24 protein-coding genes and 1 riboswitch are annotated in these 26,104 nt (G+C 43.6%); of the genes, 9 read left to right on the forward strand and 15 right to left on the reverse strand.

What is annotated here, in order from left to right:
• Positions 1-17: 17 nt before the first annotated feature.
• Entirely contained in the window at positions 18-689 is a 672-nt protein-coding gene (locus LN893_RS03620; RefSeq protein ID WP_229968395.1) for a LytR/AlgR family response regulator transcription factor, read from the forward strand.
• Positions 690-785: 96 nt separating this feature from the next.
• Here the strand turns inward: LN893_RS03620 and LN893_RS03625 are convergent, their stop codons facing one another.
• The 4 genes from LN893_RS03625 to recA all read right to left on the reverse strand — a co-directional run bounded on the left by LN893_RS03625 (position 786) and on the right by recA (position 4,776).
• A complete protein-coding gene (locus tag LN893_RS03625) occupies positions 786-1,826 on the reverse strand; it encodes a sensor histidine kinase (protein WP_229968397.1) in 1,041 nt (346 codons plus the stop codon).
• A 3-nt stretch (positions 1,827-1,829) separates the two neighbouring features.
• Positions 1,830-2,519, reverse strand: a complete 690-nt coding sequence (locus tag LN893_RS03630) for a response regulator transcription factor (RefSeq protein ID WP_229968399.1) — start codon at positions 2,517-2,519, stop codon at positions 1,830-1,832.
• Between the two features lie 236 nt (positions 2,520-2,755).
• A complete protein-coding gene (locus tag LN893_RS03635) occupies positions 2,756-3,565 on the reverse strand; it encodes a DUF3108 domain-containing protein (RefSeq protein ID WP_229968401.1) in 810 nt (269 codons plus the stop codon).
• A gap of 170 nt (positions 3,566-3,735) precedes the next feature.
• Positions 3,736-4,776: a recombinase RecA gene (gene recA / locus LN893_RS03640; protein ID WP_229968403.1), complete on the reverse strand. Its 1,041-nt coding sequence runs from the start codon at positions 4,774-4,776 to the stop codon at positions 3,736-3,738.
• 212 nt (positions 4,777-4,988) lie between these two features.
• Between recA and LN893_RS03645 the strand changes: the two genes are divergently transcribed.
• Positions 4,989-6,089, forward strand: coding sequence for a lipid A deacylase (locus LN893_RS03645; RefSeq protein ID WP_229968405.1), 1,101 nt, complete (start codon positions 4,989-4,991; stop codon positions 6,087-6,089).
• Positions 6,090-6,223: 134 nt separating this feature from the next.
• Here LN893_RS03645 and LN893_RS03650 read toward each other — a convergent pair whose 3' ends face one another.
• Positions 6,224-6,856, reverse strand: a complete 633-nt coding sequence (locus LN893_RS03650) for a GNAT family N-acetyltransferase (RefSeq protein WP_229968406.1) — start codon at positions 6,854-6,856, stop codon at positions 6,224-6,226.
• A gap of 153 nt (positions 6,857-7,009) precedes the next feature.
• Between LN893_RS03650 and LN893_RS03655 the strand changes: the two genes are divergently transcribed.
• Positions 7,010-7,876, forward strand: coding sequence for an SDR family NAD(P)-dependent oxidoreductase (locus LN893_RS03655; RefSeq protein WP_229968407.1), 867 nt, complete (start codon positions 7,010-7,012; stop codon positions 7,874-7,876).
• A gap of 140 nt (positions 7,877-8,016) precedes the next feature.
• On the opposite strand, the gene LN893_RS03660 is transcribed toward LN893_RS03655, so the two are convergent.
• The 9 genes from LN893_RS03660 to LN893_RS03700 all read right to left on the reverse strand — a co-directional run bounded on the left by LN893_RS03660 (position 8,017) and on the right by LN893_RS03700 (position 18,555).
• A complete protein-coding gene (locus LN893_RS03660) occupies positions 8,017-8,445 on the reverse strand; it encodes a hypothetical protein (protein WP_229968408.1) in 429 nt (142 codons plus the stop codon).
• Between the two features lie 124 nt (positions 8,446-8,569).
• A complete protein-coding gene (locus LN893_RS03665; protein WP_229968409.1) occupies positions 8,570-9,535 on the reverse strand; it encodes an AAA family ATPase in 966 nt (321 codons plus the stop codon).
• 6 nt (positions 9,536-9,541) lie between these two features.
• Complete coding sequence (locus tag LN893_RS03670; RefSeq protein WP_229968410.1) at positions 9,542-10,915, reverse strand: peptidylprolyl isomerase; 1,374 nt, start codon at positions 10,913-10,915, stop codon at positions 9,542-9,544.
• A gap of 101 nt (positions 10,916-11,016) precedes the next feature.
• On the reverse strand, positions 11,017-13,326 hold the full coding sequence (locus LN893_RS03675) for a peptidylprolyl isomerase (protein ID WP_229968411.1): 2,310 nt from the start codon (positions 13,324-13,326) through the stop codon (positions 11,017-11,019).
• Positions 13,327-13,488: 162 nt separating this feature from the next.
• Positions 13,489-13,899 (reverse strand): ATP-binding protein, encoded by a 411-nt coding sequence (locus tag LN893_RS03680; protein ID WP_229968412.1) that lies wholly within the window; start codon positions 13,897-13,899, stop codon positions 13,489-13,491.
• The gene (locus tag LN893_RS03685; protein ID WP_229968413.1) at positions 13,892-14,230 is read right to left on the reverse strand and encodes an STAS domain-containing protein; all 339 of its coding nucleotides are present in this window, start codon (positions 14,228-14,230) and stop codon (positions 13,892-13,894) included. The genes LN893_RS03680 and LN893_RS03685 overlap by 8 nt, the downstream gene beginning before the upstream one ends.
• 20 nt (positions 14,231-14,250) lie before the next feature.
• Positions 14,251-16,314 carry a GAF domain-containing SpoIIE family protein phosphatase gene (locus LN893_RS03690; RefSeq protein ID WP_229968414.1) on the reverse strand — a complete coding sequence of 688 codons (2,064 nt, stop codon included), beginning with the start codon at positions 16,312-16,314 and terminating at the stop codon, positions 14,251-14,253.
• Between the two features lie 201 nt (positions 16,315-16,515).
• Complete coding sequence (gene guaB, locus LN893_RS03695) at positions 16,516-17,985, reverse strand: IMP dehydrogenase (protein ID WP_229968415.1); 1,470 nt, start codon at positions 17,983-17,985, stop codon at positions 16,516-16,518.
• A 252-nt stretch (positions 17,986-18,237) separates the two neighbouring features.
• Positions 18,238-18,555, reverse strand: coding sequence for a rhodanese-like domain-containing protein (locus LN893_RS03700; RefSeq protein ID WP_229968416.1), 318 nt, complete (start codon positions 18,553-18,555; stop codon positions 18,238-18,240).
• A gap of 92 nt (positions 18,556-18,647) precedes the next feature.
• On the opposite strand from LN893_RS03700, the gene pnuC reads away from it, so the two are divergent.
• The 4 genes from pnuC to LN893_RS03720 all read left to right on the forward strand — a co-directional run bounded on the left by pnuC (position 18,648) and on the right by LN893_RS03720 (position 21,390).
• Positions 18,648-19,415, forward strand: a complete 768-nt coding sequence (pnuC, locus tag LN893_RS03705) for a nicotinamide riboside transporter PnuC (protein WP_229968417.1) — start codon at positions 18,648-18,650, stop codon at positions 19,413-19,415.
• 135 nt (positions 19,416-19,550) lie between these two features.
• Positions 19,551-19,727: a hypothetical protein gene (locus tag LN893_RS03710; protein WP_229968418.1), complete on the forward strand. Its 177-nt coding sequence runs from the start codon at positions 19,551-19,553 to the stop codon at positions 19,725-19,727.
• A 246-nt stretch (positions 19,728-19,973) separates the two neighbouring features.
• The gene (locus LN893_RS03715) at positions 19,974-20,501 is read left to right on the forward strand and encodes an AAA family ATPase (RefSeq protein ID WP_229968419.1); all 528 of its coding nucleotides are present in this window, start codon (positions 19,974-19,976) and stop codon (positions 20,499-20,501) included.
• A gap of 13 nt (positions 20,502-20,514) precedes the next feature.
• Positions 20,515-21,390 carry an aldose 1-epimerase family protein gene (locus tag LN893_RS03720; RefSeq protein ID WP_229968420.1) on the forward strand — a complete coding sequence of 292 codons (876 nt, stop codon included), beginning with the start codon at positions 20,515-20,517 and terminating at the stop codon, positions 21,388-21,390.
• 166 nt (positions 21,391-21,556) lie between these two features.
• Here LN893_RS03720 and LN893_RS03725 read toward each other — a convergent pair whose 3' ends face one another.
• Positions 21,557-21,805 (reverse strand): hypothetical protein, encoded by a 249-nt coding sequence (locus tag LN893_RS03725; protein WP_229968421.1) that lies wholly within the window; start codon positions 21,803-21,805, stop codon positions 21,557-21,559.
• 228 nt (positions 21,806-22,033) lie between these two features.
• Positions 22,034-22,131, forward strand: a riboswitch (TPP riboswitch).
• A gap of 57 nt (positions 22,132-22,188) precedes the next feature.
• Here LN893_RS03725 and LN893_RS03730 point away from each other — a divergent pair.
• Both LN893_RS03730 and LN893_RS03735 read left to right on the forward strand, forming a co-directional pair.
• A complete protein-coding gene (locus LN893_RS03730; protein ID WP_229968422.1) occupies positions 22,189-24,663 on the forward strand; it encodes a TonB-dependent receptor in 2,475 nt (824 codons plus the stop codon).
• A gap of 183 nt (positions 24,664-24,846) precedes the next feature.
• Positions 24,847-26,025, forward strand: a complete 1,179-nt coding sequence (locus LN893_RS03735; RefSeq protein ID WP_229968425.1) for an acyl-CoA dehydrogenase family protein — start codon at positions 24,847-24,849, stop codon at positions 26,023-26,025.
• Positions 26,026-26,104 lie beyond the last annotated feature (79 nt).

The following is a 26,104-nucleotide window of genomic DNA, read 5'->3' on the forward strand; positions in this document are numbered from 1 at the left end:
GCAAACGGACAAAGAACATGAAAGCAATTGCGATAGATGATGAGCCAATGGCGCTGGAGGTGGTACGGTCGCTTGCTGCCAAAGTACCTTACCTGGAACTAGAGGCTTGCTTTACGGACGCCTTTAAAGCGCTGGAGTATTTGCAGCATGAGCCTGTAGACCTGCTCTTCCTGGACATTAAGATGCCTGATATTACAGGTTTGGAATTTGTGACGAGCCTGCAGAAAAAGCCACTGGTCATTTTTACCACCGCCTATTCCGAACACGCAGTTGTCAGTTTTGAGCTAGATGCCACCGATTATCTGCTGAAGCCTTTTTCACTGGCCAGGTTTGTGAAAGCCTGCAACAAAGCACAAGAGCTGTTGCAGCTACGAAGTGCATCGGTTGCTCCAAAAGATAATATCTTTCTAAAAGTAGGTTACGAGCAGGTAAAGGTGCTTTATGATGAAATCTTATACTTAGAGGCTGCTGGTAATTACATCACCTTTGTGCTGGAAAGCAAAAAGCTTTTAACCCGGATGACAATAAGTGAAGTGTGTGAACTTCTTCCAACTGATAGGTTCTCCCGTGTGCACCGTTCTTATATTGTCGCTAAAGACAAAGTAGAAAAGATAGAACGCCACCAGGTGTGTATAAGAGGGAATTGTGTACCCGTTGGGGCATCTTATATGCAGCAACTACAGGTGTAAGTTTGAATATATAAAATACCTGTGGCTAAACAAGAAATGAAATTTTCATCCTGTTCTCCAGTCATCAGGTTTCAAGAAGAATGCTCTATCATGGTGCTACTCCTTCTTTGCCTTCAGAAGTTTAAAGCGAAGAGTAGTGCCTTTGTCCACCACACTTTTTACAGCTATAAAAGATCGGTGCGCCTCCACAATGTGCTTGCAAATGGCAAGCCCTAAACCAGTGCTGCTAGTGTCGCGGGCGCGGCTTTTGTCGATACGGTAAAAGCGCTCGAAAATACGGTTTATGTGCTCCAGTGCTATGCCTTTGCCGTCATCTTTTACGGTAATAGTATACTTCTTGCGGCCCTCATCAAACGTAACCCAGATGTTGCCTCCCTTTCTTCCATACTTTATAGCATTATCTATTAAGTTGATAAATACCTGCCGCATACGGTTAGGGTCTGCATAGAGCATAATTTGTTCGTCAGGAGTAGCTTCAAGGTGCAGTGTTACTTGGTGCATGCTTGCTTTCTGCTCCAACTGTTCGAAAACTTCACGTATCAATTGAGCAGCATCAAAGTTTCGCTTCTGCATCTTTACCACCCCTTTCTCAAACTGAGAGATACTGATCAGGTCTTGCACCAGAGCATCTAGCCCGTCAAGGCTCTTGGCAGCTTTCTGCAGAAACTTATCGCGCACATTTGGGTCGTCCATGGCGCCATCTAGTAAGGTATGTATAAAGCCCTGGGCAGCAAAAATAGGTGTTTTCAGTTCATGCGATACATCGGCCAAAAACTCCCGTCGCATGTCTTGTAAGTGCTTTAGTTCGTCTATCTCTTGCTGCTTGCGCTCGGCTATCTGGTAAATGTCATCCTTTATCCTTTTAAGCGGGTCGGCGGTAAATGTGGACTTGCTTTCCGCCCTTTTGTAGTCCTGCTTCTTTATTTTCTCAAGGCTGGAGTATATGTTTTTTATTTCACGGAAAACCAGTGCCTCATAGGAGAAATGTATCAGCAGAAAGCATGCGATAAACACTATCGCCAGCGCAACTATAATTCCCTCGAAGGAGAAGTATCTGGCTAAAGCAAGAAAGGCGGTAAGCACAAGTGCTACCGCCAGTGATATTAAAAGAGCAAGCGTACGCGAGTTTAAATTCATGCATTAGTCGGTGTTAAACTTATAACCGACACCTTTTATGGTTTTAATATTATCTTCTCCTATTTTTTCCCGCACTTTTCTGATGTGTACATCCACCGTTCGGGCAATAACATATACATCGTTACCCCAAACATTATTCAGAAGCTCTTCTCTTGTATAAACTTTGTTTGGCGTAGCAGCCAGGAAAGATAATAATTCAAATTCTTTTTTAGGTAATGTAATTTTGTCTTCGCCTTTGTACACGGCAAAACTGGTGCGGTCAATACGCAGGCCACTGATTTCTATTACCTGTTCCTGTTCTTCGTTCTGTGCCTCACGACGGGTAAACGCTGCTAAGCGGCTAAGTAAGGCGCGTGGTTTTATGGGCTTAGTTATAAAATCGTCTGCTCCAGCGTCAAAGGCGGCCACTTCGGAGAACTCCTCTGCCCGTGCCGTCAGGAAAATGACGTGCGTGTTGCGGAACTCGTTCATTTCCCGTAACTGTCTGCATGCCGCAATGCCGTCCATTACAGGCATCATAACATCCATTAATATAATGTCGGGTTTAAAATGCTGTGCTACAGTAATAGCTTTCTTGCCGTTGTCTGCCTGTGCTACTTCATAGCCTTCCCGGGTCAGGTTGTACTGCAGTAGTTCAACAATGTCTGAGTCATCGTCTACTACTAAAATTTTGTAATTTGTTGAAGGTTGCACGATATGAGGATTAAGTGTGTTATGGTTAACTTTGAACAAGGCCTGGCTTTCTTAAAACTAATATTTTTTGTTAAGGCTTTAGCTTTTGCTCTCAGAATCCTACGCTACTATCAATATTGCTACTACAAAGATAAAGTACTATGTTTCATTTTAAACTGAGGTTATGAAATCATAATATTTTCTTAACATTGAACAGATAAAAAGAGAAGGGCCAGCATTTGCTGGCCCTTCTCTTTTTATCTGTTTGCTAAGTACATCTTGTGCCGTAGGTTCTTGTATTCGTACAGGTCTACCTTAACAGAGCCTACAAACATCTGGGCCTGTATAAGCACTGGTATCTTGTTTTTATCGTCTGACAGATAAACTATGATGGCGTCTTCACCATTAAAGAGTTTATTGCTAGGCATTTTAGGAACAAGTTTTATGGCTTTTATATCACCAGCCAAGGTGCTTACTGTAGCGCGACCCTTATAGGTTACATCCATATTAAACACTTCATCGTCAAAAAAGCCCTTTACTTTTATGACGTCGCCTATGCGATATTTTTGATAATCTAAGGTGCGTAGATAGTAAAACCCACTTACAATGTCCTGCACGTCTGCTGGTACCTTAAAATTTTCAAATGTCTTGTCTTTAGACTTTTTTTGTGTTTCTACCAAAACAGTATTGTTGTAGTGGTTGAAAGTTGCTGTCTCTTTTTTGCGATATTTGCCCTCTTCTATGTTGCGGAATGAGCGCTGTGGTATAAGGGCTGCGGTGTCTATGTAAGACTGCCAGGTATCGCGTATTCTTAAAAAGAAGTCAAAAGAGCTGTTGCTTTTGCCGTGCACAGTGGCACGGTAGCAAGGCCTATTATTTACATAATAAATGGTAGGAGAGGTGTCTATTACTGCCTCAGCTGCTGTAATAATGCCATAATGAACTTTGTATTTCAGAACTTCGCCTGTTGTAAAACTTTCATTCTGTCTATTGCTAACAGTGCTTTTCGTTGCAAAACCGCACACCACCAGCACAATTAATACAGCTACAAGTAATATCTTTCTCATCTACATCTCTGTTTAAGGTTCGCTCACCTTAACTCTTATCAAGTTTTATACCAACTGGCTCTCGCACTTTTAAAGTAGCAAGTTTAACTATGTATTTCAACTTGTTATAAATAAAAAAAGGTGCCTTATGTAAGGCACCTTTTTTATTACTTAAGGTTTGGGAACAAGGTTCATTCTCCTGTAGTGTCTTCTAATGCGGCAGCTACTTTCTCTGGCTCACCTTTTACAAGAGCTCTTATTTTGCCCTCAATCTCTTCCATCAGTTCTGGGTTGTCCTGCAAGATGTTTTTAACACCATCGCGGCCCTGGCCTAATTTATCGCCGTTGTAAGAGAACCAAGATCCTGATTTCTGTACAATGCCCAGCTCAACACCAAGGTCCAGAATCTCACCTACTTTAGAGATGCCCTCACCGTACATTATATCAAACTCTACAACTTTGAAAGGAGGCGCTACTTTGTTTTTCACCACCTTCACACGGGTACGGTTACCTGTAATGTTGTCGGCACTCTCTTTTATCTGGCCAATACGACGGATATCCAGACGTACAGACGCATAGAATTTAAGTGCATTACCACCAGTAGTAGTTTCTGGATTACCAAACATCACACCGATTTTCTCACGCAGCTGGTTGATGAATATACAGCAGCATCCTGTTTTGTTGATGGTACCAGTAAGCTTACGAAGCGCCTGCGACATTAAACGTGCCTGCAGACCCATTTTGCTATCACCCATGTCGCCTTCTAACTCGCCTTTTGGAACAAGTGCGGCAACAGAGTCAATAACAATAATATCTATAGCACCTGAACGAATCAGGTGATCAGCGATCTCTAGCGCCTGCTCACCGTTGTCTGGCTGAGAGATCAGTAGGTTTTCTGTATCAATTCCAAGTTTTCTGGCGTATGCTTTGTCGAACGCATGCTCCGCATCGATAAAAGCTGCCAAGCCACCTGCTTTTTGTGCTTCTGCAATGGCGTGCATAGTAAGCGTTGTTTTACCAGAAGATTCTGGGCCGTAGATCTCAACTATACGCCCTGCTGGCAAACCGCCAATGCCCAACGCAATGTCAAGCCCAAGTGAGCCTGTCGAGATAGCTGGCACATCTTCTACGTGGTTATCGCTCAGTTTCATAACTGTGCCTTTACCGTAGGTCTTGTCAAGCTTGTCAATCGTTAGCTGTAGGGCCTTAAGTTTTTCGTTGCTTACGCTCATGTGTGTTAAATTATATAGCTTTATATTGAAGGTGAAATTACGACTTTCAACAGCAACTTGCAAAAAAGCTAGCAACTATTTTGCTAATTATTTTAGTTGATTATCGCTGTCTGATTATAACATCTACTACTGCTTTTTTGTGCCATTATCTCCTCTTTTTTATGAAGTTATTTAAGCTCCTTTTTTGCCTATATGTATTGTTTAGCAGTGGTTTGGCTAGTGCCCAACTTAACAACGATGCACTTCAGTGGCATATACCTGTAAATGAGGAAAATGCTAATGAAATTAGATTTGGTGTCAATGTTTTCGGGTTCAGCAAAAATAACGAGTACTTCAACAGTATAGCTGATGGCTACACTTTATTTGGGTACCACCTTAACCCGAAACTTATATATTATCCTGCTTCTTTTGTACGGGTAGAGGCAGGAGCATTTATGTGGAAAGATTTCGGAAGCTCTGGTTACCAACAAATAGCACCTACTTTTACTGCTAAAATAGAGCAGAACAACTGGGCCTTATTATTTGGTACATTAGAGGGCAACCTGAGCCATGGTTACATAGAGCCGCTCTACGATTTTGAACGATTAATAAATAATAGGCTTGAGAACGGGATGCAGTTTCTTTTAAATACAGATCGTTTACGCATGGATGCCTGGATTGATTGGAACAAGATGATTTACAGAGCTGATCCAGAGCGGGAGGTTATTAATGGAGGTATAAGTTCAACTATTGCGCTGCTGGAGCGGGTAGGCAGAAAAAGCGAAGAAGATACTGTGCGTGTAGCGCTGCCTTTGCAGTTTACGGCACAGCATAAAGGTGGTCAGATCGACGCTTCGGATTTGCCATTGCTTACGGTGGTAAATGTTGCTGTGGGCCTGGAGTTGGAAAAGGAGTACAACCAGAACTTTCTGCACAGGCTGTACACAAAGAACTACCTGCTCGGTTTTAAAGATTTCTCAAATGAATTCCAGCTTCCGTTTTCGCAGGGTAGCGGCTTGTACTTAAATGCTGGCGTAGACACAAAATATCAGAACGTTATGCTAAGCTACTGGCAGGGTAGTGGCTATGTCAATCAGCTTGGTGGGCGGCTATATCAATCAGCTTCTACTACTTACAAAAACCCTGATTATATAGAGCAGGAACGCAGGCTACTGATTCTGCGCTTTATGAAGGACATTGAAATTCTGGATAACCTGTTCCTGACGCTAAGGCTAGAGCCTTTCATAGACTTTAACGATCCTCAGTTAGAGTTTTCCAATTCTTTTTACCTAAACTTTAACACAGAGTTCTTTTTGGCAAAAGATAAGCGTTGAGCTAAATACAAAAGCTTATACTTTGTTTCATGAGCTTAAGAGCAAGTTGTCATTAAAGGTGCTTGCCTTACTCTGGTTTTGAAGCTTTACTAGCAAAAACAAGATCAAACTCAAGTATACTCTAGAGATAGGCCTTAAGCTAGGGCTTCAGAATTTATATTTGCTTGTTGTTCCACTGATTGTTCATAATCGCTGCGCGTGATGCCGTAGTAACTTACGTCTAGCAGCTCGTCTGAATCAGTTCCTCTAAAATCGTTTCGGAACAGCCCTTCGTTCTGGAAGCCAGTTGCCTGGGCAAGTTCTCCATAAAACTTATTTGTGATCGTGCAACGCATGTAAAGCTTGTTGAGCTTTAGTGAATCGAAGGCAAACTTTACGATTGCTCTTAGCGCTTCCTGTACCTGTTGTTGTGTTTCGGGGAGTCCTGTAAAGTATAGGGCTACCTCCGCCTTTGGTACTTTATAGTCTAGGTTCTTAATACAGATGTCGCCAATGTAGCTTTCGGTTTCTTTTAACCAAACTCCAAAATCAAATTCTTTCCTGTTTTCCCAAAAGGTCTGCAATTGGCGCACTTGTACCCGCGCATCTTCCAACACTCTTACTCGGCCTAATCTTCCAACAAAGGCAGGTGTCAGTGCTTCTGTGTTTTCATGCAATAGCTGCATAAACTTTCCCTCATCGCCTTCCTGGTACGGTCTCAGCAATAAATTTTCGGTGCTGATTTGGCTTTCGATAGAGGGTAGGAAAGTGTTGTAAAGTAGGTTCATAAAAATAGATTCAAAATTCTGTAGCCGAGGCTCCTTTTCTCTTCATACGCTAAACGGAAAAAAATGTACAGTTAACCACTTAAATCAGTTTTTGCCAACAAGCCTACTGTTTCTGCCGTTTTTAATGTAGTGACATTAATTTAACCAAAAGCTATGAAACGACTAGAAGGAAAAGTAGCCATCGTAACAGGCGGTGGCGCAGGTATAGGCGAAGCCATCTGTAAGAAATTTGCTCAAGAGGGAGCCAAAGTGGTAGTGGCTGGCTTTCCAGAAGACCCTGTAGAAGACGTTGCCAAAGAGATTCAGGAAGCTGGTAATACGGCTATTGCTTTTACTGGAGACTTGTCTTTGGAGGCTAACGCGAAAAGTTGTGTAGACCTTGCTGTAAAGCAATACGGTAAGCTAGATATACTTATCAACAACGCAGGTGTGTTTCCAGAAACAAACCTTGTGACCGACTATACAGAGGAAGCCTTTGACTATATGTTTAAGAACAACTGTAAAACTACCTTTGCCATGTCTAAGGCGGCGCTGCCAGAACTGCAGAAAACAAAAGGAAACATCGTGACGGCGGGCTCAGAGGCTGGTGTGTTAGGTATACCTCAGAATACACCTTACGGAGGCACCAAAGCTTTCAACATAGCCTTTACCAAAGGTATTGCTGCCGAACAGGCACAGTTTGGCGTGCGGGCAAACATTGTAGGTCCAGGCCCAATAGATACCACCTGGACGCACAAGGAGACAGGCCCGATGGATGCAGAGATGGAAAAGATGAACACGCAGGCTAACCTAGTTGGCCGAAGAGGTACACCAGAAGAGGTCGCCAATGTTTACCTGTTCCTGGCTTCTGACGAGGCTTCTTTTGTTACGGGCTCGCATTATATGGTAGATGGTGGCATCACAATTGCCAAAGGACCTATGGGAGGCAAAGCAGATGATTCTATGAAAGAGCAACCAGAGGGCAACTTAGACCTGAAACATGCTAAAGACGGGCATACTACTATCAGGGAATCTGCTTAAGCAACATGCTTTAAGAGAAACAGCAAGTATGGTTAAGGATGTTAAACCTTTGCTAGCATCTCTCTTCATAAATGCATAAACCAAAAAGCGCCAATAGCTGATAACTATTGGCGCTTTTTGGTTTATGCAAGTTGATTTCTTTATCCGTTCAATAAAGGATAGCTAAAGTGACGTGGACTAGCCAGGTTCTGCTGCTTAATCATAACAGCAAGGGTATGTGCTGTTTCGTTAAAGAACTCCAGCCTTCTGATCAACATTTCTTTTTGCAGTACAACGCCCTGCTGTGTTCTCATATAGGCTTTTTTATCGTTCAGCACACGCTGCATTACATCGCTAACGGCAGCCTCGTTTTGTAAAAGCCACTGCTGAAAACCATTAACAGCCAAAGCTCCTGGTGTGTTAGATGTATACTCTAAGCCATGCAGGCGAAGTATGTCAGCTAGCAGGTTAATCTCTAGCGGAACAGAAGTATTATAAGGCATTGTGCGTACCTCTAACTTAGAGTTGAAGGCATAAACTATAAGATCTAAATTGTCTTTAAAGCGTGAGAAAAGGGCAACCGCTTCCATATGTTTACTTGAAAGGTTTATAGGCACAAAAATACACCAATTTGGCTTACTTGCAATGTGCTGAGCCTTATTGGCTATTTTGTTTGATTACCAAACGCTCACAAAGCAAGTATAAGCGGAGAAATTACAGCAGGTCTTGAATAAGCTGCTCTACTGTAATGCCTTCTGCCTCAGCTTTAAAGTTGCGTACAATACGGTGACGAAGTATAGGTAAAGCTACAGCCTGTACGTCCTCAATGTCTGGTGTATACTTGCCGTTTATAAGTGCGTTGCACTTAGCAGCAACTATCAGGTTTTGAGATGCCCTAGGGCCTGCGCCCCACTCCAAGAACTGATTAGCTTGTTTAGATGCCATTGGCGAGTTAGGCCTTGTTTTGTGCACCAACTTTACGGCATACTCTACTACATTGTCAACCACTGGCACTCTGCGAACCAGCTGCTGAAAAGCAAGTATGTCATCAGCATGTAAAACTTTGTTTAAACTAGATTTTACTGCCCCCGTTGTGTTTTTAACAATTTGAAGCTCCGATTCATAACTTGGGTAGCCAAGCATGATGTTAAACATGAAACGGTCTAGCTGTGCCTCTGGTAGAGGATAAGTTCCTTCCTGCTCGATAGGGTTTTGCGTAGCCAATACAAAGAAAGGCTTTGGCAGGTCGTAGCGTTTGCCAGCCACCGTTACCGCATGTTCCTGCATGGCCTCAAGCAGGGCTGCCTGTGTTTTAGGTGGTGTACGGTTTATTTCGTCGGCAAGTACAATGTTAGCAAAAACAGGGCCTGTCACAAACTTGAAGTTACGGTCTTTGTCCAGGGTTTCTGCGCCAACTATATCAGAAGGCATTAGGTCTGGCGTAAACTGCACCCGGTTAAAAGACATATCCAAAGATGATGCGATGGTATGTATAAGCAAGGTTTTCGCCAAACCAGGCACACCAACTAGAAGGCAATGCCCCTGACAAAAAACAGCTGTGAGTACTAATCTTATTACGTCTTCCTGCCCTACAATTACTTTCGAAATTTCGGAAGTCAGTTCCTGGTAAGATCGGTAAAGAACGTCTGCTGCTTCTTTGTCAGAGGAAAATTGCGCCATTTTTTGCTATTGCGTTAGTTGGAGTACGTTACAGTCGTTGTACGCTGGGTCAATTTCGATGTATACGGTATTCAGATTTTTTCGGAACCATTCATCTACAGCTTTTGCCCTTTTCTGTGCCAATGCGGCATTAGCAATACGCTGGTAATCGTCTTTCAGGTTGGCCAGGTGAGGAGTTGTTTTAGATTTTAGGTAAATAATTCTTACCGCCTCTCTTCCATCTGGCGTTGTGAAAGTAATTGGTCGTGTTATTTCGCCTACCTGTAGTGTATCAATAGAGAAGAAAATAGCTGGGTCAACCTGGTCCATGGGTGTATAAGTAGCACCAGTGGCTGGGCTGATAATCATACCGCCGTTGTTCTGCGTTTCCTTGTCTTCAGAGAACTCCTTTGCAGCTTTGGCAAAAGCGATGCTGTCGTTTATAATCAGATTACGGACACTATCTAATTCAGCTATAGAAGCTTGTATATCCATGGTGGCTGTAGCTGGCTTTATAAGAATGTGGCGCGTGTTAAACTCCTGACCACGCTTCTCTATCAGTTGAATAATATGAAAGCCGTACTGAGATTCTATTACATTAGATATCTGGCCAGGCTGTAGTTTAAGGGCTGTTGCCTCATACTCTGGTACCAGTTCTCTCTTTTTAAAGAAGCCAAGCTCACCGCCGTTTGCAGCAGAACCTGGGTCCTGTGAGAACTGGCGTGCTAGTGCGGCAAACTCTTCACCTGCCAGAATACGAGCACGGATTGCCTCCAGCCGCTGGCGTGCCTCTTGCTTTTGCTGCTTGCTTACCTGTGCTATTTTAACAATCTGCCCTAACTCAACTTCGCTTGAGAAGTAAGGCAAGCTATCTTGCGGAATGGCATTGAAATAGTTTTGTACCTCTCTTGGTGTCACAGACACTTTAGCAGTAATGTCCTGCTCCATTCGCTGAGCCACTAATTGCTCACGTACAGATTTACGCAAATCTTCTCGCAGTTGTCTGGCGCTCTTGTTATAGTATGCCTCCAGGCGTTCTACACCTCCAACTTGCGAGGCAAGGTAGTTTATTCTTCGTTCTAGTTCGCCTGTTACCATAGCATCTTCTACCACGATAGAGTCTATTTCGGCACGAGCCAAAAGCAGTTTATCCTGTAGCATAGATTCCAGTATCTGGCACCTTAAGTCAGGGCTAGGCTGCTGCTTTTGCTGCTGTAGCTGCGCTACATACTGCTGATAGCCAAACTCTAAGTCCGACTTCAGAATAACGTTGTTATTTACCTTTGCAATAATGCCGTCTATTCTGTTTTGCACTGGAGCCTGCGCAAAAGCTGCTACAGTCGCAAAAGTGAAAAAGAGGGCTAAAAAGGCAGTTCTGGAAATATGTTGTATCTTCTTCAATGTCTGTAATATGTTTTGCAGGTGCGTACTGCTCATTAAACGCACAAATTAATGCTTTATTCTGATTTTGTGGCTGCAAAGAAGAGTAAATGTAAAATTGCTTAGTTTCTGATAAGCTTTTCTACTTCCTCTTCATTTATCTTAACCGAGTATTTGTTGCGAAGCTCTTCTACCCACTCTTGCTCCAGATAATTCTGGTAATCTGATATAACAGCGCCACGCACTTCACTTAATTGCTTGTAAGCAGGCGCAAGCACATCGTGTATCACAATTAAATACTCCCTGCCGTTTTGGGTTATAGTATAAGTGCCTTTTTCCCAGGCAACAGCATCAATAGTTTTGTTTTCTCCTTTCTGAAATTTCTTTTGAGAAACTTGTACTGCCAACGGATTGTCGGTGTTCAGGTTATTCGCCAAAGTCTTCAGATTAGAAGAATATAGCGTAAAAGAAACGCGGCGGTTACGGCCTCTTCCTGTTTCTGAATTGTCTGGACCAGCTTGTTTGCTGTTTTGCAGCACGTTGGTACGGAACTGGCTGATCGGCACTTTCTGCGCTACTAAGTATGTCATCACAGCCTGTGCACGTTGTGCCGAAAAATCGATTTTGCCAGCTGCTTCGCGTGCGTCTGCATGTCCATTTACATCTACACTTAACTCTGGATTTGATTTAAGGCGAGCTGCTAGTTCATCTAGTTTAGCCGTAGCCTCCTTAGTCAAAGCCGAACTGTTTGCCTTGAAAAGTATATCAGTTGGTTTACCTGAATTTACAAGATAGCGGCCATTGGCTAATTGTTCCTGAACTTGTTGCAGTACCTGTTTGTCGGAAGCACTAATAACAGTTGCCTCTACGCGCTCTCCCCACTTATACTTTTCTTTATTCTTATCAAAGTATGCCTGCAGGCCAACAGAGTCTTCCGCCGACTTCGTCCATACTTTATCGCCCATAAGTTGGAAGAAAAGTATACCATCATGATACTCTTTCACCAACATACGATAATCTTCGTGCTTGTTCTCTAGGTTTTCCTTCTCGTACTCCAGCAAGCTTTTGTTTACAAAATCATTATACAGCAACGTCATGGCATGTTGCGCTGTACCAGTGGCGCGCGGGCGCTGCGCTGTTTTAGCAAATGCATAAAAATCAGCTACAGAATAAGGCTTACCTTGTATTGTGAACAATGAGGCAGCTAAGCTTTTGTCGTTGGCATCGTAGCTCCAATTGCCTTGCAGTAGATCGTCTGTTGCCTTGCTTAACGCTGCTTCTTTGGTTGCAGAATTTTCTGCGAAATTGTTCTCAACTTTGATGCGCTTCAAAAAAGCTGTCTTGTTAAGCTCCGAACGAGAGTCTTTCGCTATTTTGTTTCGAAGGTTCTGCTCCATGCTGTCGTAAGATGGCAGGCCACGCTTATCGAGCAGTTTAATTATATGCCAGCCATAAGGAGTATATACAGGTTTGGCTACCTCGTTTGTATTCTGAAGCGTAAAGGCAGCTTCTTCAAACGAAGGAATCATTCTGCCTGTACCAAACCAAGGCAGTTCACCTCCGTTAGGCGCTGTGCTAGCATCTTCAGAAAATTCAGATGCCAGTTTATTCCAATCTTCATTGCGCTGTACTCGCTTATAAATTGCATCAACGCGTTGCTTTGCGGCAATAGAGTCCGCCTTTGGAATACCAGGGTTAGCTCGCACCATAATGTGGGCCACTTTTACCTCGCCAAGAGCGTTGCGTACATCATTTACTTTAATAAGATGGTAGCCAAAGCGCGTACGAACAGGCATTGAAATTTGGCCAGGATCTGTTTTATAGGCAGCATCCTCAAAAGGATATACCATTTGCATGGAAGTAAAATAGCCTAAGCTACCTCCATTATCAGCTGCGGATGGGTCCTCTGAAAATTCTCTGGCCAGCTTGCTGAAATCTTCTCCTGCCACTACACGCTCACGCAGTGCTAAGACACGATTGTAAGCCGCCAACGTGTCTTCTGGAGCAGCATCAGGCGGCAAGTTTATAAGTATATGAGATGCATTTACCTCTTTCTGCAGGCGCTCGTAGGCTTCACGAACCAGTTTGTCGGTTACGCTTGTTTCTGTTAAATACGGCTGTGCCAATTGCTCTTTATAGCCTTCCAACTCTCTCTTGAAAGACACAACCGTATCCAGGCCCTGACGCTCAGCTTCCATTACCTTCAATTTATAGTTGGTATAGAGCTGCAGGTACTCTTCTAGGCTTTTCTTGGTGTAGGCATCTTCGTTACCGCTGTTGTTTTTTTCATACACATAGCGGAATTCAGAAGCATAAAGAGGCTTGTTGCCAATTGTAGCGAGAACAGGTTCTTGGGTGTTGGACTTCTTAGATGCGGTACAACCAGCTAAGGCTAGCGTAACAGCCGCAACAAGTAGGTGTTTACTGCGCATATATAATTTAAAAACAAACTCTTAGTAGATCTGAACAAGCCAGACTGTGCAATTTTACTTAAATTTTCTGACAGATGAGTCAAAAAGTATATCTATAATACTATTGCTCCAGATTTTGTTCCAGATAACGGGCAGTAAGAAAGAAAAGTGTGTAGTGAGAGTTTATTTAATTTTTTTGTAGAGCAGGCATGTGTTTTTTTCTCCGTCAGAAGTGTACTCCACCCTGTCCATTATACGGTTTACAAGGGCTATGCCTACACCACCTTTTTTGCCAGTTTTAACATTGTCTTGTATGTTAGGCTCTTTATAGTTGGAGCGCTGAAAAGCAATGCCGTGGTCTGAAATATGAAACTCCAGACCATCTTTTTTCTTTATAATTGAAAGCGTAATATATTTGGAAGTGTCCTCTTTATTTGCGTGAATAATCAGGTTGGCGCAAATCTCATCTACGGCCAATACGATCTGGTTCATCAGAATATCAGAAAGCGCAAGCGCCTGCAGATACTCTGATACAAAGTCTCGTATTAGCTTAAGATTTTTTTTAGAGCAACTTACCTTAACCAGATTATTCATCAGCAATAGTCATTGCCTCCTCGTAGTTTGATACGATTGTCATTAGCAGGTCCAAACCTAATATTTCGAAAACGTTGCGAACCTTATCTTGCATGTTAAAAAAGATAAGCTTGATTTGCGCATCCTCGAAACGCTGCAGATGTGAAATAAACACTCCTAAACCTGCAGAGGAAATATAATTAAGATTTTCGCAATTTACCAAAATCTTGTTGTGCGCCATAATTTCTGGATCAGACAATTCTTCGTCTAGCGCTACCGATGAGCTGGCATCTAATTCACCGTCCAGGGTAATAATGATGGTGTTGTCTTTCGTTTCTCTTGTGATTTTCATGGGCATACTTTACGTCGCAACTATATGTTTGGTTGACTGTCCTTGAACTTTATTACGAGCAATGTTTGGTCATCGTACAGATTATCTGGACCCGTAAAATCCAATAAGTCATTGATAATAGCATGTTTTATATCGTCAGCTTCTAGATGATAAGTTTGCTTTAACATGTATTGCAAGCGATCTTCTCCATATTCCTCGTTTTCTGGACTACGCGCTTCTATGATGCCGTCTGTGTAGATAACCATCACATCATCAGGGTTGTAATCGTAGTACATCTCTCGGATATGGTTGCTGTAGCTCTTATCGCGAATAATCCCAAGTCCTAAGCCGTCTGTTTGAAAATAGAAGGCATCGTCCATCATCGCGTTGTAATACAGGGTATGGCAGTGCCCAGCTCTGGCAAACATAAATCCCTTCATACGGTAATCTATGATATATAGCGCAGAAGTGATAAAAGAAGTTTTCTCAAGGCAGCGGCTCAGAGCACTGTTCGCCTGCTTCATAAATTCGCTCGGAGGCATGTCCTGTTGCATTAGGCCATGAAATATACCCTTCATTTGTGCCATATGGAAGGCCGCCGAGATACCCTTGCCCGATACATCGCCAATAATAATAGCTATCCTGGACTCGCTCAGCTGCAGGAAGTCATAAAAGTCGCCACCCACTTCTTTTGCTGCCATAGCATGGGTACTTATCTCAAACCAGCTATCAACAGGGAAGGTTTTTGGAATCAAGCTATCCTGTACCTGGCTCGCAATTTTAAGCTCCTCCTTATAACGTTCGTTTTGTAAGGACTCAGCTACAAGGCGAAGGTTTTCTGTTGTTAAAATGGTTTGGTTTGTGAAAGTACGCAATACGTTTATTGTTTCACGATCGAAGCCATTTTCAATGTCCTTTAGCAAGTACAGTATCCCGAAAGTTCTTGTACTCGTTTTAATGGGTAAAATAATAAACGACTTCCACGGCAAGGACAGTTCTTTGAAGCCAGGATTGCGGTCGAGGTTATTATTTATATAATCGATGTTATGGAGCTTGTAAGCTTGTAAAAGGTGGCTAATGGCTTTGATCTGCTCATGTGTGATATTGAGCAGGTGCGACGTCTGCATGTTGTTGTTTTTGGAAACCTCTAACCAGGCAGCGCTGGCGTCAGAGGCCTTAACTGTACTTTCAAACAGCGTGTCGTACACCTGCGCCTCGCTCTGCCCTTGTTGTATAGATTGGCTCAGGCGCTGGAAGTTGAGCAGATCTTCGCTCTTTTGCTCAAACACGCTAGAAGTAGGAAGGCTGAACAGCGAAACCAGAAAGGCCGCCAACGTATACAAACCGACAAAGAGCATAGCCAGTAGCAGAAAGCCCACATCGGTATAGTCAACTAAAATTTCTTTGCTATCGGTAAACTGCCAAAAGAACCTGGCAAAGATGTAGCAGCTAAGCAAAATAGCGCCCAACAGCACCAGCGAGCGACTCTTTTTATTGAAGGTGAGGTAAGCCACCCACTTAAGGTTGGTACAAAGAAAAAGAATATAAAACACCAGTAAAGCCAGCAGTGGCAGAAATACATAGCTGGTGTAGTTAAAGTTAAATAGCGTTAGCAGGAGGGTGGCTCCCAACAACAGCTCGAACCAATCCCAGGCAATTTGCAGAAACTTGTTTTTATGGTATAGCAGCAACTGCCGCCATATATAAAATGCCTTAGCCAGGAAAAGCACCAACAACCCAAAGTTGACATGGTATACAATGTGCAGCAGCAGGGTAGAGGTAAGGTTGGCATAGTCTGTCGTAAGCCTGTATGCCAAGAAGAGCGCCACGCTCAGGTAAGCAGCTATGCCTGCCTTAGAGAAAAGATTCCAGAGGTAGCCTATAAAATCAATTCCTTTTAAGTTCTCTGCGCTAAGCCGCTGGTACAGAAAAACTGAGGCAATAAAGATAACCGTCAGGAAGTTGTGGATATAAGGAAAGGCTAACATAGGTCCTCCACCCTGCCGAGTACTCTCAGCAGCTAAAAGGATATTAGCCAGAAGCAACGCCCAACTAACAAAGGCGGCAGTAACTAATAAAGATTTCGCGTTTGTCTTATACAGCATAAAACGGAAAACCGCATGGAGTTTTTGCAGTGGTGGTATGTAGTCTACCTGAGGCACTTATTGGGTGTAAGGTAAGTATTTTTTTGGTTTCGGTTATGGAGTGGCACTTGTATTTAGTAAAGCACCTTTGCATAACGCAAAAAAAAGAAGTTAGTTAACCTAAGTTAACCAACTTCTTTCATTCTTAAAAATTATTAGCTTCTAACGGCTGTAGTTAGGTGCCTCACGCACCACCTGCACATCGTGCGGATGGCTTTCGCGTAAACCAGCCCCTGTTATCTTCACCATTTTTGCTGTCTGCAGTTTCTCTATTGTTGGGGTGCCGCAATAGCCCATGCCAGCTTTTATACCACCAGTTAATTGGTAAATTACTTCTGCCACCAGGCCTTTGTAAGGCACGCGACCTACAATACCTTCAGGTACCAGTTTTTTCACATCTGTTTCAGCACCCTGGAAGTAACGGTCTTTTGAGCCTTCTTCCATAGCCTCTACAGAGCCCATGCCACGGTAAGTTTTAAACTTACGGCCTTCATAAAGTATAACCTCACCAGGAGCCTCTTCAGTACCAGCTAGCAAAGAGCCAACCATCACAGTACTAGCTCCTCCAGCCAATGCTTTCACCACATCGCCCGAAAACTTGATGCCACCATCGGCAATTATCGGTACACCTGTGCCTTCAAGTCCTTTAGCAGCCTCTAACACAGCTGAAAGCTGTGGCACGCCTATACCCGCAATAACACGCGTAGTGCAGATACTGCCTGGCCCAACGCCAACTTTTACAGCATCAGCACCCGCATCGGCAAGAGCTTTGGCTCCTTCAGCGGTAGCCACGTTGCCAGCTATTACATCCAGGTCAGGGAAGTGCTGCTTTATGTTTCTTACGCTATCCAATACTCCTTTAGAATGTCCATGAGCAGTATCAACGCTGATTACATCAACGCCAGCATCTACCAGTGCTTTAATGCGGTCTAATACATCTGGTGTAACACCCACTGCAGCGCCTACTCGTAAGCGGCCATACTCATCTTTGCAAGCATTAGGGCGGTCTTTCTTCTTCAGGATGTCTTTGTAAGTGATAAGGCCTACCAGTTTCTGGTTTTCATCTACTACCGGCAGCTTTTCTATTTTGTACTGCTGCAGAATATCTTCGGCTTTAGCCAGGTCTGTGCCTTTTTCAGCAGTGATCAGGTTCTTGCTTGTCATGATAGACGAAACCTTCTGCGTCAGGTCTTTCTCAAAGCGAAGATCGCGGTTGGTGATGATACCCGTTAGTTTGCCTTCGCCATCTACTACAGGTATGCCACCAATCTTATGCTCGGTCATAATCTGAACGGCATCGCCTAAGGTAGCGCTGTCTTCAAGCGTAATAGGGTCCATGATCATGCCGCTCTCGGAACGCTTTACCTTGCGTACCTGCTCGGCCTGCTTCTTAATGGACATGTTTTTATGGATAATGCCGATACCGCCTTCTTGTGCCATTGCAATAGCTAAATCAGCTTCTGTCACGGTGTCCATGGCAGAAGAGAGAAGCGGAATATTGATGCGTATATTGCGGGTAAGCTGAGAAGAAGTGTCGGTGTCTTTGGGTAATACCTCGGAGTAAGCCGGGAGTAAAAGCACATCGTCGTAGGTAAGTGCTTCAAAAAGAATCTTAGATTGATCTGAGATCATAGCAAATAATTTAGGGGTCCTTATTTGCCGCGTAAAATTACAACAATTATTCCAATATGTTCTGTTATAGTAGAATCATTTTTTTTAAACCTGATTTTACCCAGCAATTCTACAGCTGAAAAAGCTTTAACTATGGGTAAAGCTGCTAGCAGTCTTTTAGGTATAAGTTGGTAAGCAATGTTATGTTTTGCAAGCACTTCCCCCTCTTCACATTCTAACCTTCTACCTCTATAACTCCCCCAACCCTCTAACTTAGTAAACTGCCATGGTGGTATCTATCTGTGTAGCCCAGGCATGTATACCGCCCTTTAGGTTGAGCAGGTTTTCGTAGCCGAGGCGCTGGGTAAGGTAATTAATGGCTTGGGCGCTTCTAAAACCATGATGGCAGATAACAACAACAGGCACATCGCGGCGTATGCGGCCAGCTTGTCTAGTGAGTTCCCCTAAGGGTATAAGTTCGCCACCGAGGTTACATATTTCAAACTCCTCAGGCTCGCGTACATCTAGCAATTGCATTTTATTATGCCGCCCCAGCCTCTCCTTTAGCTCTTGCACTGTTATTTCTTCCATGGCTTTCATGCTGCAGTTGCAGCGCAACTTTGGTAGTTAGGTTTCAAATTGCAAACTTAGCAAATGCTTCAAATAAGTAGCTAAAGCGAATAATGTCTGATATACTTTTTTTTACAGGAGAACCAGTGGCAAAATGCTGGTGCTACTCCATAGGATTACTGCAAATGGCCATAGGTGCCCTGCCAGATTTAAAATTGCTGCTCCTGATGGATGCAACAGGCGGTGCTTCTGAACTTTGGGAGCAATTTAGGGCAGGCATGCTGCAGACTTCGTGGCTGGAGTATATTGCAGTGTTCGCAGGAATCTTGAGCGTGTGGTACTCCAGGAAAGAAAACATTCTTGTCTACCCGGTTGGCCTCATTAGCACCACCATCTATGTATACCTGAGTTTTAAATATAGTTTAATAGGCGAGGCAAGTGTGAATGTATATTATACCATTCTGAGTATTTACGGCTGGATATTGTGGACCCGAAAAGATCGGCAGGAGCAGCATGTGCTGCATATAGCCTTCTCAAACAAGAAGCAATGGGTGCAGCAACTTGTGTTTTTTGCAGTACTTTATGTGGGCATCTATTTTTGCCTGGTTTACCTGCAAGAAGCATTTTATGAAGGCGTTATTCCGTGGGGCGATGCTTTTGCCAGTGCTACCGCTTATACAGGTATGTGGCTTATGGCAAAAAAGAAGGTTGAGAGCTGGTATTGGTGGATAGCCACTAACATTGCCTCTGTGCCGCTTTATTTTGTAAAAGGCCTGGTGTTTACCTCAGTCTTTTACCTTATACTACTCATTATGGCTTTTGCGGGACTAGTGGAATGGAAGAGAAGGGCACAAAAGCAAAAAGAGCTTCAGTTGGGTTAGGCGAAGAATTAAAAACAGCTATAATTCGACTTTTGCAATCCGAAGAAGGGACGGCTACGTAAGAGAATTATCTCCCAACTGTGCATGCTGAATTAAAGAGCATGTTTGTTCAACCCTAACAAATCGGATGCTATTATGAAAAATAACAAGATCGAGTTGCCAGATGAGCTGAAGTATGAGAATCGCTTAAAGTGGGGGTACGAATCGCCTGATGAACGTCCTAAAAAAATTCCTTTCAGAGAGTACGGGAATAAGAAGGCTAAAATTGTTGAGGTTTATAACTTTTATGGATACAGTTTTTCCGAGTGTTAAACCTTTATAACTATTGACATTATTTAGTAGCGATGCATTTTTTATTACCTCCATTTGATTTAGAAGTATCTCCTTTTAGTTAATTCCCACTCTAGTCTCTCTATTAGGAAGCTAGAGTGGGTTTCTTCAATATATATTCCTGTCTTTTACTTTATTTTTCTATAAATGCCGCAGCAATGCAGCCCGAAGCAATAATTTTACTTTGGCTATATTTATGCGCTGCAAAATAGAAGCGGCTATCATAAAATGTTAAAAGTTGCTATTACTGGTCCAGAGTCCACAGGTAAGTCTACCTTGTCAGCAAGTTTAGCTGCTCATTACAACACGGTTTGGGTGCCAGAGTTTGCCCGCACCTATGTGGGCAATTTGCAGGAACCTTATACCTTAACCGATTTGGAGGCTATTGCTGAAGGGCAGCTGGCGCTTGAACAGGAGTATATGGGGCAGGCAAACAAGCTTCTTTTCTCTGATACCGATTTGCTGGTGCTTAAAATATGGAGTGAGCATGCTTTTAGTCAGTGCCCTTCCTTAATTCTGGAGAAGTTGCAAAGGCAGGAGTATAACCTTTATTTGCTGATGGGCGTTGATTTGCCCTGGGAACCTGATCCGCAGCGGGAGCACCCGCACTTGCGTGAATATTTTTATGACTTATATAAAAAAGAGCTGCTTGCTATGCAGGTGCCATTTGTAGAGGTTACGGGCTTACACCAGGCACGGCTACAAAAAGCTATAAGCCATGTAAACGAGCTGCTTCAGGAGCACGAACTTCTTTAATTTGATAACATTTATGCTACACTATATCGAAAACGAGAGCTACAGAGTAGGTGTCGAGAGTTTGGGCGCCGAACTGCAGCATTTTATAAAACTGGACGAAAACCTGGAACTGATCTGGGGTGGTGATTCTTCTGTTTGGGCAGGACATGCGCCTAATCTTTTTCCTATAGTTGGGGAGTTGCCGCAACAGCAATATACTTGCCAGGGTAAAACTTACCACATGCTTAGGCATGGCTTTGCCCGCAGAAAAGAGTTTAAACTAGTAGAGGAGGGAAAAAACAAGCTGGTGTTTGAGCTGCAGCATGACGAGCAAACACTGGAGCAGTATCCTTTCAAGTTCAATCTCTTTATTGCTTATACATTAGAAGGAAACAGACTTGCAACTGTATACCAGGTTACCAATACAGATGACCATGCGATGCTGTTTTCTATCGGAGGGCACCCAGGTTTTAACGTTCCGCTCTACCCAAATGAGCAGTACAACGATTATTACATAGAGTTTGAGAAGGCCGAAACGCTGAACAGGTACCTGCTCGACAATGCAGGTTTGCAGACGGGCGAAACCGAAATCATGCTGACAGACAATACCATTCTGCCACTGCGTCACGAATATTTTGATAAAGACGCAATTGTTTTGAAAGACCTGCATTCTCAGAAAGTGAGGCTTGCAAGTAAAACAGGGCCCAGAAGTATAGAAGTGAATTTTGAAGGCTTCCCATACCTTGGTATCTGGACAAAACCAGGTGATGCGCCTTTTGTATGTATAGAACCTTGGTGTGGCATTGCCAGTCGTGCCAGCGACACAGGTGAACTGGAGGAGAAGGAAGGTATGATAAAGCTTGCGCCGAGTCAGATTTTTGAACGCAGTTACATATTCACTGTAAATTGATAAAACAAGCTCAAGTGAGTAGCAGGTGGCTGTAATCTGCTACTCCTTTTTATCTTGGCTAGCCTGTGCAGGCGTATCAGTGTCAAAGTTTCAAATCAATTTGCCCTAAAACAAAACATGCCGCCTTGGTGTGGGCAGCATGTCAAAAATTGAATGTCAGTAAAGTTCAGTTGAGCGAAGGCTCAGGGAGCTTCGGAAATTTCACTCTTTTGAGATCATAAATTGGCTCATAATCATTTATGGGTAATGAAACGCCTGGTGGTAGGTCTAAATCAGGCAGATCATCTCCAAGCGGCTCTCCTCCCTCATCATCGCTGTCTGTAGAAGGTGGGCCTTGATGTTTTCTGCGTGGTGCAAAGGCATAGTATGCCAGTATGGTTAATAGTGCTAAAGTATACAATACGCTGATCATCATCACATTTCTTCTTTTTAATTCTAATCTCTTAAGCAGGCAAATTCTTACAATTAGTGTCAGCTAGCCGACTGCTAAAAAGCCTGCCTCTTATTAATTTACAACGTACTTTTGGCCTCTCTGGTTTTTCCCTTTGCTTAAAAAAATGAAATTGTGTTTATGGCTAAAACTATGCTTTTGCTAATAATTGATTTTTGCTCTTTTGAATTGAAATAAAACGGGCTTACCTTTGCGGCAGTTTAGGGGTGCCTTATAATAACGGGCTGAGATTATACCCATTGAACCTGATCCTGGTAATGCTGGCGAAGGGAAAAACGAGGGAAACAATAGTAACAGGATACATCCCCTGGTAGTCCTGTAAGTTTCAATATCTCATTTAACATTTAATGAAAAATTTTTTAATCGTGATGGCTGCTTTGCTGTTGCCGTTACAGTTATTTGCCCAGTACAATTTAAGCGGGCAAGTAACAGATGCTACTGCAGGCACTCCGTTGGCAGGAGCAAACCTTGTGCTTGAAGGTGCAGAAGTTGGTGTAGCCACTAATACTGCTGGCTATTATGAGTTCAGTAACTTGGCTGCAGGTACTTATACCTTGCGTGTAAGCTATTTGGGTTACGAACCCGTGCAGCGTCAGGTGGTCGTTAATTCAGACACACGGATAAACTTTACGCTTGCCCAAGCTAACCTGCGTGCCGCCGAGGTGGTGGTTTCTGCTACCAGAGCCAACGAGCGAACAGGCACGACCTATAGTAACGTAACTCAGGAGCAGATAGATAAGCGCAACTTTGGGCAGGATTTGCCTTACCTGCTGGAGCAAATTCCTTCTGTGGTTGTAAACTCCGATGCAGGTGCAGGAGTAGGCTATACTGGTATCCGTATTCGTGGTTCTGATATTACCCGCATTAACGTAACTGTTAACGGTATTCCGATCAACGACCCCGAAAGCCACGGTGTGTTCTTTGTGAACATGCCAGATTTTGCCTCATCGGTGCAGGATATACAGGTGCAGCGCGGGGTAGGTACCTCTACAAACGGCGCAGGTGCCTTTGGTGCCAGCATCAACATACAGACACAGGATGTACGACGCGAGGCTTATGCCGAGACAGACCATACCTATGGTTCCTTTAACACCTTGCGTAATAATGTGCGCTTCGGAACAGGCCTTATCAACGGTAAGTTTGCTTTCGATGGTCGTTTGTCCCGCATAAAGTCGGATGGTTATATAGATCGTGCTTCTTCTGACCTGAAATCTTTCTACTTTTCTGGTGGCTATTTTGGCGACAAAACATCGGTTAAGTTTGTAGCTTTCTCTGGTCAGGAGCAAACATATCAAGCCTGGTACGGTACACCTGAGGCGCTGGTATATGGCAATGAAGCTGATTTGCAGGCATACATAGACCGTAACGGCATCGAAGGGGCAGACCTGGAGAACCTTCGCACCGCTGGCCGCCGCTATAACTACTACACCTACGACAATGAAACAGACAACTACCAGCAGGACCACTACCAGTTGCACCTGTCGCACGACTTCTCTTCTGTTCTGACTTTTTCAGGAGCCTTGCATTATACCTATGGCAGAGGTTATTACGAGCAGTTTCGTGCCGATGATGATCTGGCAGATTATGGCTTGGCAGACGTTGTGATAGGAGATGAAACCATCTCAACATCAGACATTATCCGCCGCCGTTGGCTGGACAACGATTTTTATGGTGCAACCTATGCACTGCAATACCAGCCAAATAGCCGTTTCAATGCTACTTTGGGCGGTGCCTTGAACAGATACGATGGCCGTCACTTCGGTGAGGTTATATGGGCGCGTTTTGCTTCTAATTCTAACATCCGCGACAGGTACTATGAAAACGATGGTGAAAAAACAGACTTCAACGTGTATGCTAAAGCTAACTATGGCTTAACAGATAAGTTGTTTGCCTTTGGCGATTTGCAAGTGCGTAAAGTGGGTTACTCATTCCTTGGCTTCGACAATGACCTGAGCAACATTGAGCAGGATGCTGCTTATACCTTCTTCAATCCTAAAGCAGGCTTAACTTACCAGTTTGATCTTGAGAACCAGGTGTATGCTTCTTATGCCATTGGCAACCGTGAACCTGTACGTAACGATTTCACAGAATCTACACCAGCCAGCCGCCCCGAGCATGAAACGCTTCGTAACCTGGAAGTAGGGTATCGTGGCCGCATTGCCTTAGGAAATATAGGAAGCCTACCGTTAGCAGCACACACTGAGCTGAACTACTTCTATATGAACTACAAAAACCAACTGGTGCTAACGGGGCAGATAAATGATGTAGGCGGCTACACCCGCACGAACATTGACAACAGCTATAGACAAGGAGTAGAGTTGGCTGGTGCGCTTAGTTTGGGTGGCAAAGCGACTTTAAGCACGAACATAGCATACAGCGAAAACAAGATAAATGGTTTTGAAGAATTTATAGATGATTACACTACTTGGGAGCAGGTGAGAAATACCTACGACAAAACAACCATCGCTTTTTCGCCTGACCTGGTAACGACAAGCAGACTGGAAGTAGAAGTGCTGAAGGGTTTAAGTGCCGCTTTTATCTATAAAACTGTAAGCCAGCAGTATCTGGATAACACTGAAAACGAGAAACGTATTATACCTGCCTACCAAGTAGGCGATCTGCGTTTGCTTTACAATGTCGGTTTCAAAAATGTGCTAAAAGGGCTTGAACTGGGATTATTGGTGAACAACATTTTTAACGAAAAGTATGCTGCCAACGGCTATACCTATAGCTATATCTACGACAGCGCGCAGATAACCGAAAATTTCTACTATCCGCAGGCTACCCGCAACTTCCTGCTTTCGGTAGGGCTTAAATTTTAAAGTAGTTTAGCTAAAGTTGTTTTTAAGAGCTCTGCCTTTTGGTGGAGCTCTTTTTGTTTATGCCATTTTTGAAAAAATGCTTTGCTTGGTGTTGCATGCCTGATTAGTGTTTTATAACCTGAGTAGCTGCATTCGAAGAAAATCTTATATTTGTGTAATACCTGTACCAAAACATTTCTATCTATGGCTTACGAATCTTCAGGAGCACCTGACTACTATAATATTGATGATCTGCTAACGGAAGAGCATAAGCTTATCCGCCAAACTATGCGCGATTTTGTAAAGCGAGAGATATCCCCGAACATCGAGCAATGGGCACAAGAAGCACATTTCCCTTCGGAGATAGTGAAGAAGTTTGGTGATGTAGGAGCCTTTGGACCAACTATACCAGCAGAATATGGCGGCGGTGGCCTCGACTACATAAGCTATGGACTAATTATGCAGGAGATAGAACGGGGCGATTCGGGCATGCGCTCTACAGCTTCGGTACAAGGTTCGCTGGTGATGTACCCGATCTATGCCTATGGGTCGGAAGAACAGCGCAAGAAGTACCTGCCTAAGCTGGGAAGTGGGGAGTGGTTAGGCTGCTTCGGCCTTACAGAGCCTGATTTTGGATCTAACCCTGGCGGTATGGTAACGAACATAAAAGATATGGGAGATTATTACGTGCTCAACGGCTCTAAAATGTGGATATCTAATTCACCAGAATGCCAGGTGGCGGTAGTATGGGCGAAAAATGAAGAAGGCCGCATAAAAGGCTTGATCGTAGAGCGAGGAATGGAAGGCTTTTCCACACCACCCATACACAATAAATGGAGCTTGCGTGCTAGCTGCACAGGAGAGCTGGTGTTCGATAACGTAAAAGTGCCGAAGGAGAACCTCTTGCCAAATGTGGAAGGCTTACGCGGGCCGCTTGGCTGTCTCGATTCTGCTCGCTATGGCATTGCCTGGGGTGCTATAGGCGTTGCGATAGATTGTTATGAATCAGCAAGAAAATATAGCTTAGAGCGCATTCAGTTCGATAAACCGATAGGTGCATTCCAACTCACACAGAAGAAATTGGCCGAGATGCTGACAGAGATTACAAAAGCACAGCTACTGGCATGGCGATTGGGCACGCTCAAAAACGAGGGCAAAGCCACTACGCAGCAAATATCTATGGCCAAGCGAAACAATGTAGACATGGCGCTGCACATAGCCCGTGAGGCACGACAAATTCACGGTGGCATGGGCATAACAGGCGATTATCCGATTATGCGCCACATGATGAACTTAGAGTCTGTAATTACCTACGAAGGCACTCACGACATTCATTTGCTTATAACTGGTGCCGATATCACAGGTATTCCTGCATTTAAGTAAGCTAGGTTCATAATTCTGGAGGTAAAGTATGTGAGGCAGTTACGGGAGTAACTGCCTTTTTTATGAGGTAAAAAATATT

It is taken from the genome of Pontibacter harenae (assembly GCF_020907245.1).
Lineage (GTDB): Bacteria > Bacteroidota > Bacteroidia > Cytophagales > Hymenobacteraceae > Pontibacter > Pontibacter harenae.

What these genes read in the sequence shown, in the direction of transcription:
- LN893_RS03620 (WP_229968395.1), top strand. Translation starts at nt 18, where the DNA reads ATGAAAGCAATTGCGATAGATGATGAGCCAATGGCGCTGGAGGTGGTA.
- LN893_RS03625 (WP_229968397.1), bottom strand. Translation starts at nt 1,826, where the DNA reads ATGAATTTAAACTCGCGTACGCTTGCTCTTTTAATATCACTGGCGGTA.
- LN893_RS03635 (WP_229968401.1), bottom strand. Translation starts at nt 3,565, where the DNA reads ATGAGAAAGATATTACTTGTAGCTGTATTAATTGTGCTGGTGGTGTGC.
- recA (WP_229968403.1), bottom strand. Translation starts at nt 4,776, where the DNA reads ATGAGCGTAAGCAACGAAAAACTTAAGGCCCTACAGCTAACGATTGAC.
- LN893_RS03650 (WP_229968406.1), bottom strand. Translation starts at nt 6,856, where the DNA reads ATGAACCTACTTTACAACACTTTCCTACCCTCTATCGAAAGCCAAATC.
- LN893_RS03655 (WP_229968407.1), top strand. Translation starts at nt 7,010, where the DNA reads ATGAAACGACTAGAAGGAAAAGTAGCCATCGTAACAGGCGGTGGCGCA.
- LN893_RS03660 (WP_229968408.1), bottom strand. Translation starts at nt 8,445, where the DNA reads ATGGAAGCGGTTGCCCTTTTCTCACGCTTTAAAGACAATTTAGATCTT.
- LN893_RS03665 (WP_229968409.1), bottom strand. Translation starts at nt 9,535, where the DNA reads ATGGCGCAATTTTCCTCTGACAAAGAAGCAGCAGACGTTCTTTACCGA.
- LN893_RS03675 (WP_229968411.1), bottom strand. Translation starts at nt 13,326, where the DNA reads ATGCGCAGTAAACACCTACTTGTTGCGGCTGTTACGCTAGCCTTAGCT.
- LN893_RS03680 (WP_229968412.1), bottom strand. Translation starts at nt 13,899, where the DNA reads ATGAATAATCTGGTTAAGGTAAGTTGCTCTAAAAAAAATCTTAAGCTA.
- LN893_RS03685 (WP_229968413.1), bottom strand. Translation starts at nt 14,230, where the DNA reads ATGAAAATCACAAGAGAAACGAAAGACAACACCATCATTATTACCCTG.
- LN893_RS03690 (WP_229968414.1), bottom strand. Translation starts at nt 16,314, where the DNA reads ATGCTGTATAAGACAAACGCGAAATCTTTATTAGTTACTGCCGCCTTT.
- guaB (WP_229968415.1), bottom strand. Translation starts at nt 17,985, where the DNA reads ATGATCTCAGATCAATCTAAGATTCTTTTTGAAGCACTTACCTACGAC.
- LN893_RS03700 (WP_229968416.1), bottom strand. Translation starts at nt 18,555, where the DNA reads ATGGAAGAAATAACAGTGCAAGAGCTAAAGGAGAGGCTGGGGCGGCAT.
- pnuC (WP_229968417.1), top strand. Translation starts at nt 18,648, where the DNA reads ATGTCTGATATACTTTTTTTTACAGGAGAACCAGTGGCAAAATGCTGG.
- LN893_RS03710 (WP_229968418.1), top strand. Translation starts at nt 19,551, where the DNA reads ATGAAAAATAACAAGATCGAGTTGCCAGATGAGCTGAAGTATGAGAAT.
- LN893_RS03715 (WP_229968419.1), top strand. Translation starts at nt 19,974, where the DNA reads ATGTTAAAAGTTGCTATTACTGGTCCAGAGTCCACAGGTAAGTCTACC.
- LN893_RS03720 (WP_229968420.1), top strand. Translation starts at nt 20,515, where the DNA reads ATGCTACACTATATCGAAAACGAGAGCTACAGAGTAGGTGTCGAGAGT.
- LN893_RS03725 (WP_229968421.1), bottom strand. Translation starts at nt 21,805, where the DNA reads ATGATGATCAGCGTATTGTATACTTTAGCACTATTAACCATACTGGCA.
- LN893_RS03730 (WP_229968422.1), top strand. Translation starts at nt 22,189, where the DNA reads ATGAAAAATTTTTTAATCGTGATGGCTGCTTTGCTGTTGCCGTTACAG.
- LN893_RS03735 (WP_229968425.1), top strand. Translation starts at nt 24,847, where the DNA reads ATGGCTTACGAATCTTCAGGAGCACCTGACTACTATAATATTGATGAT.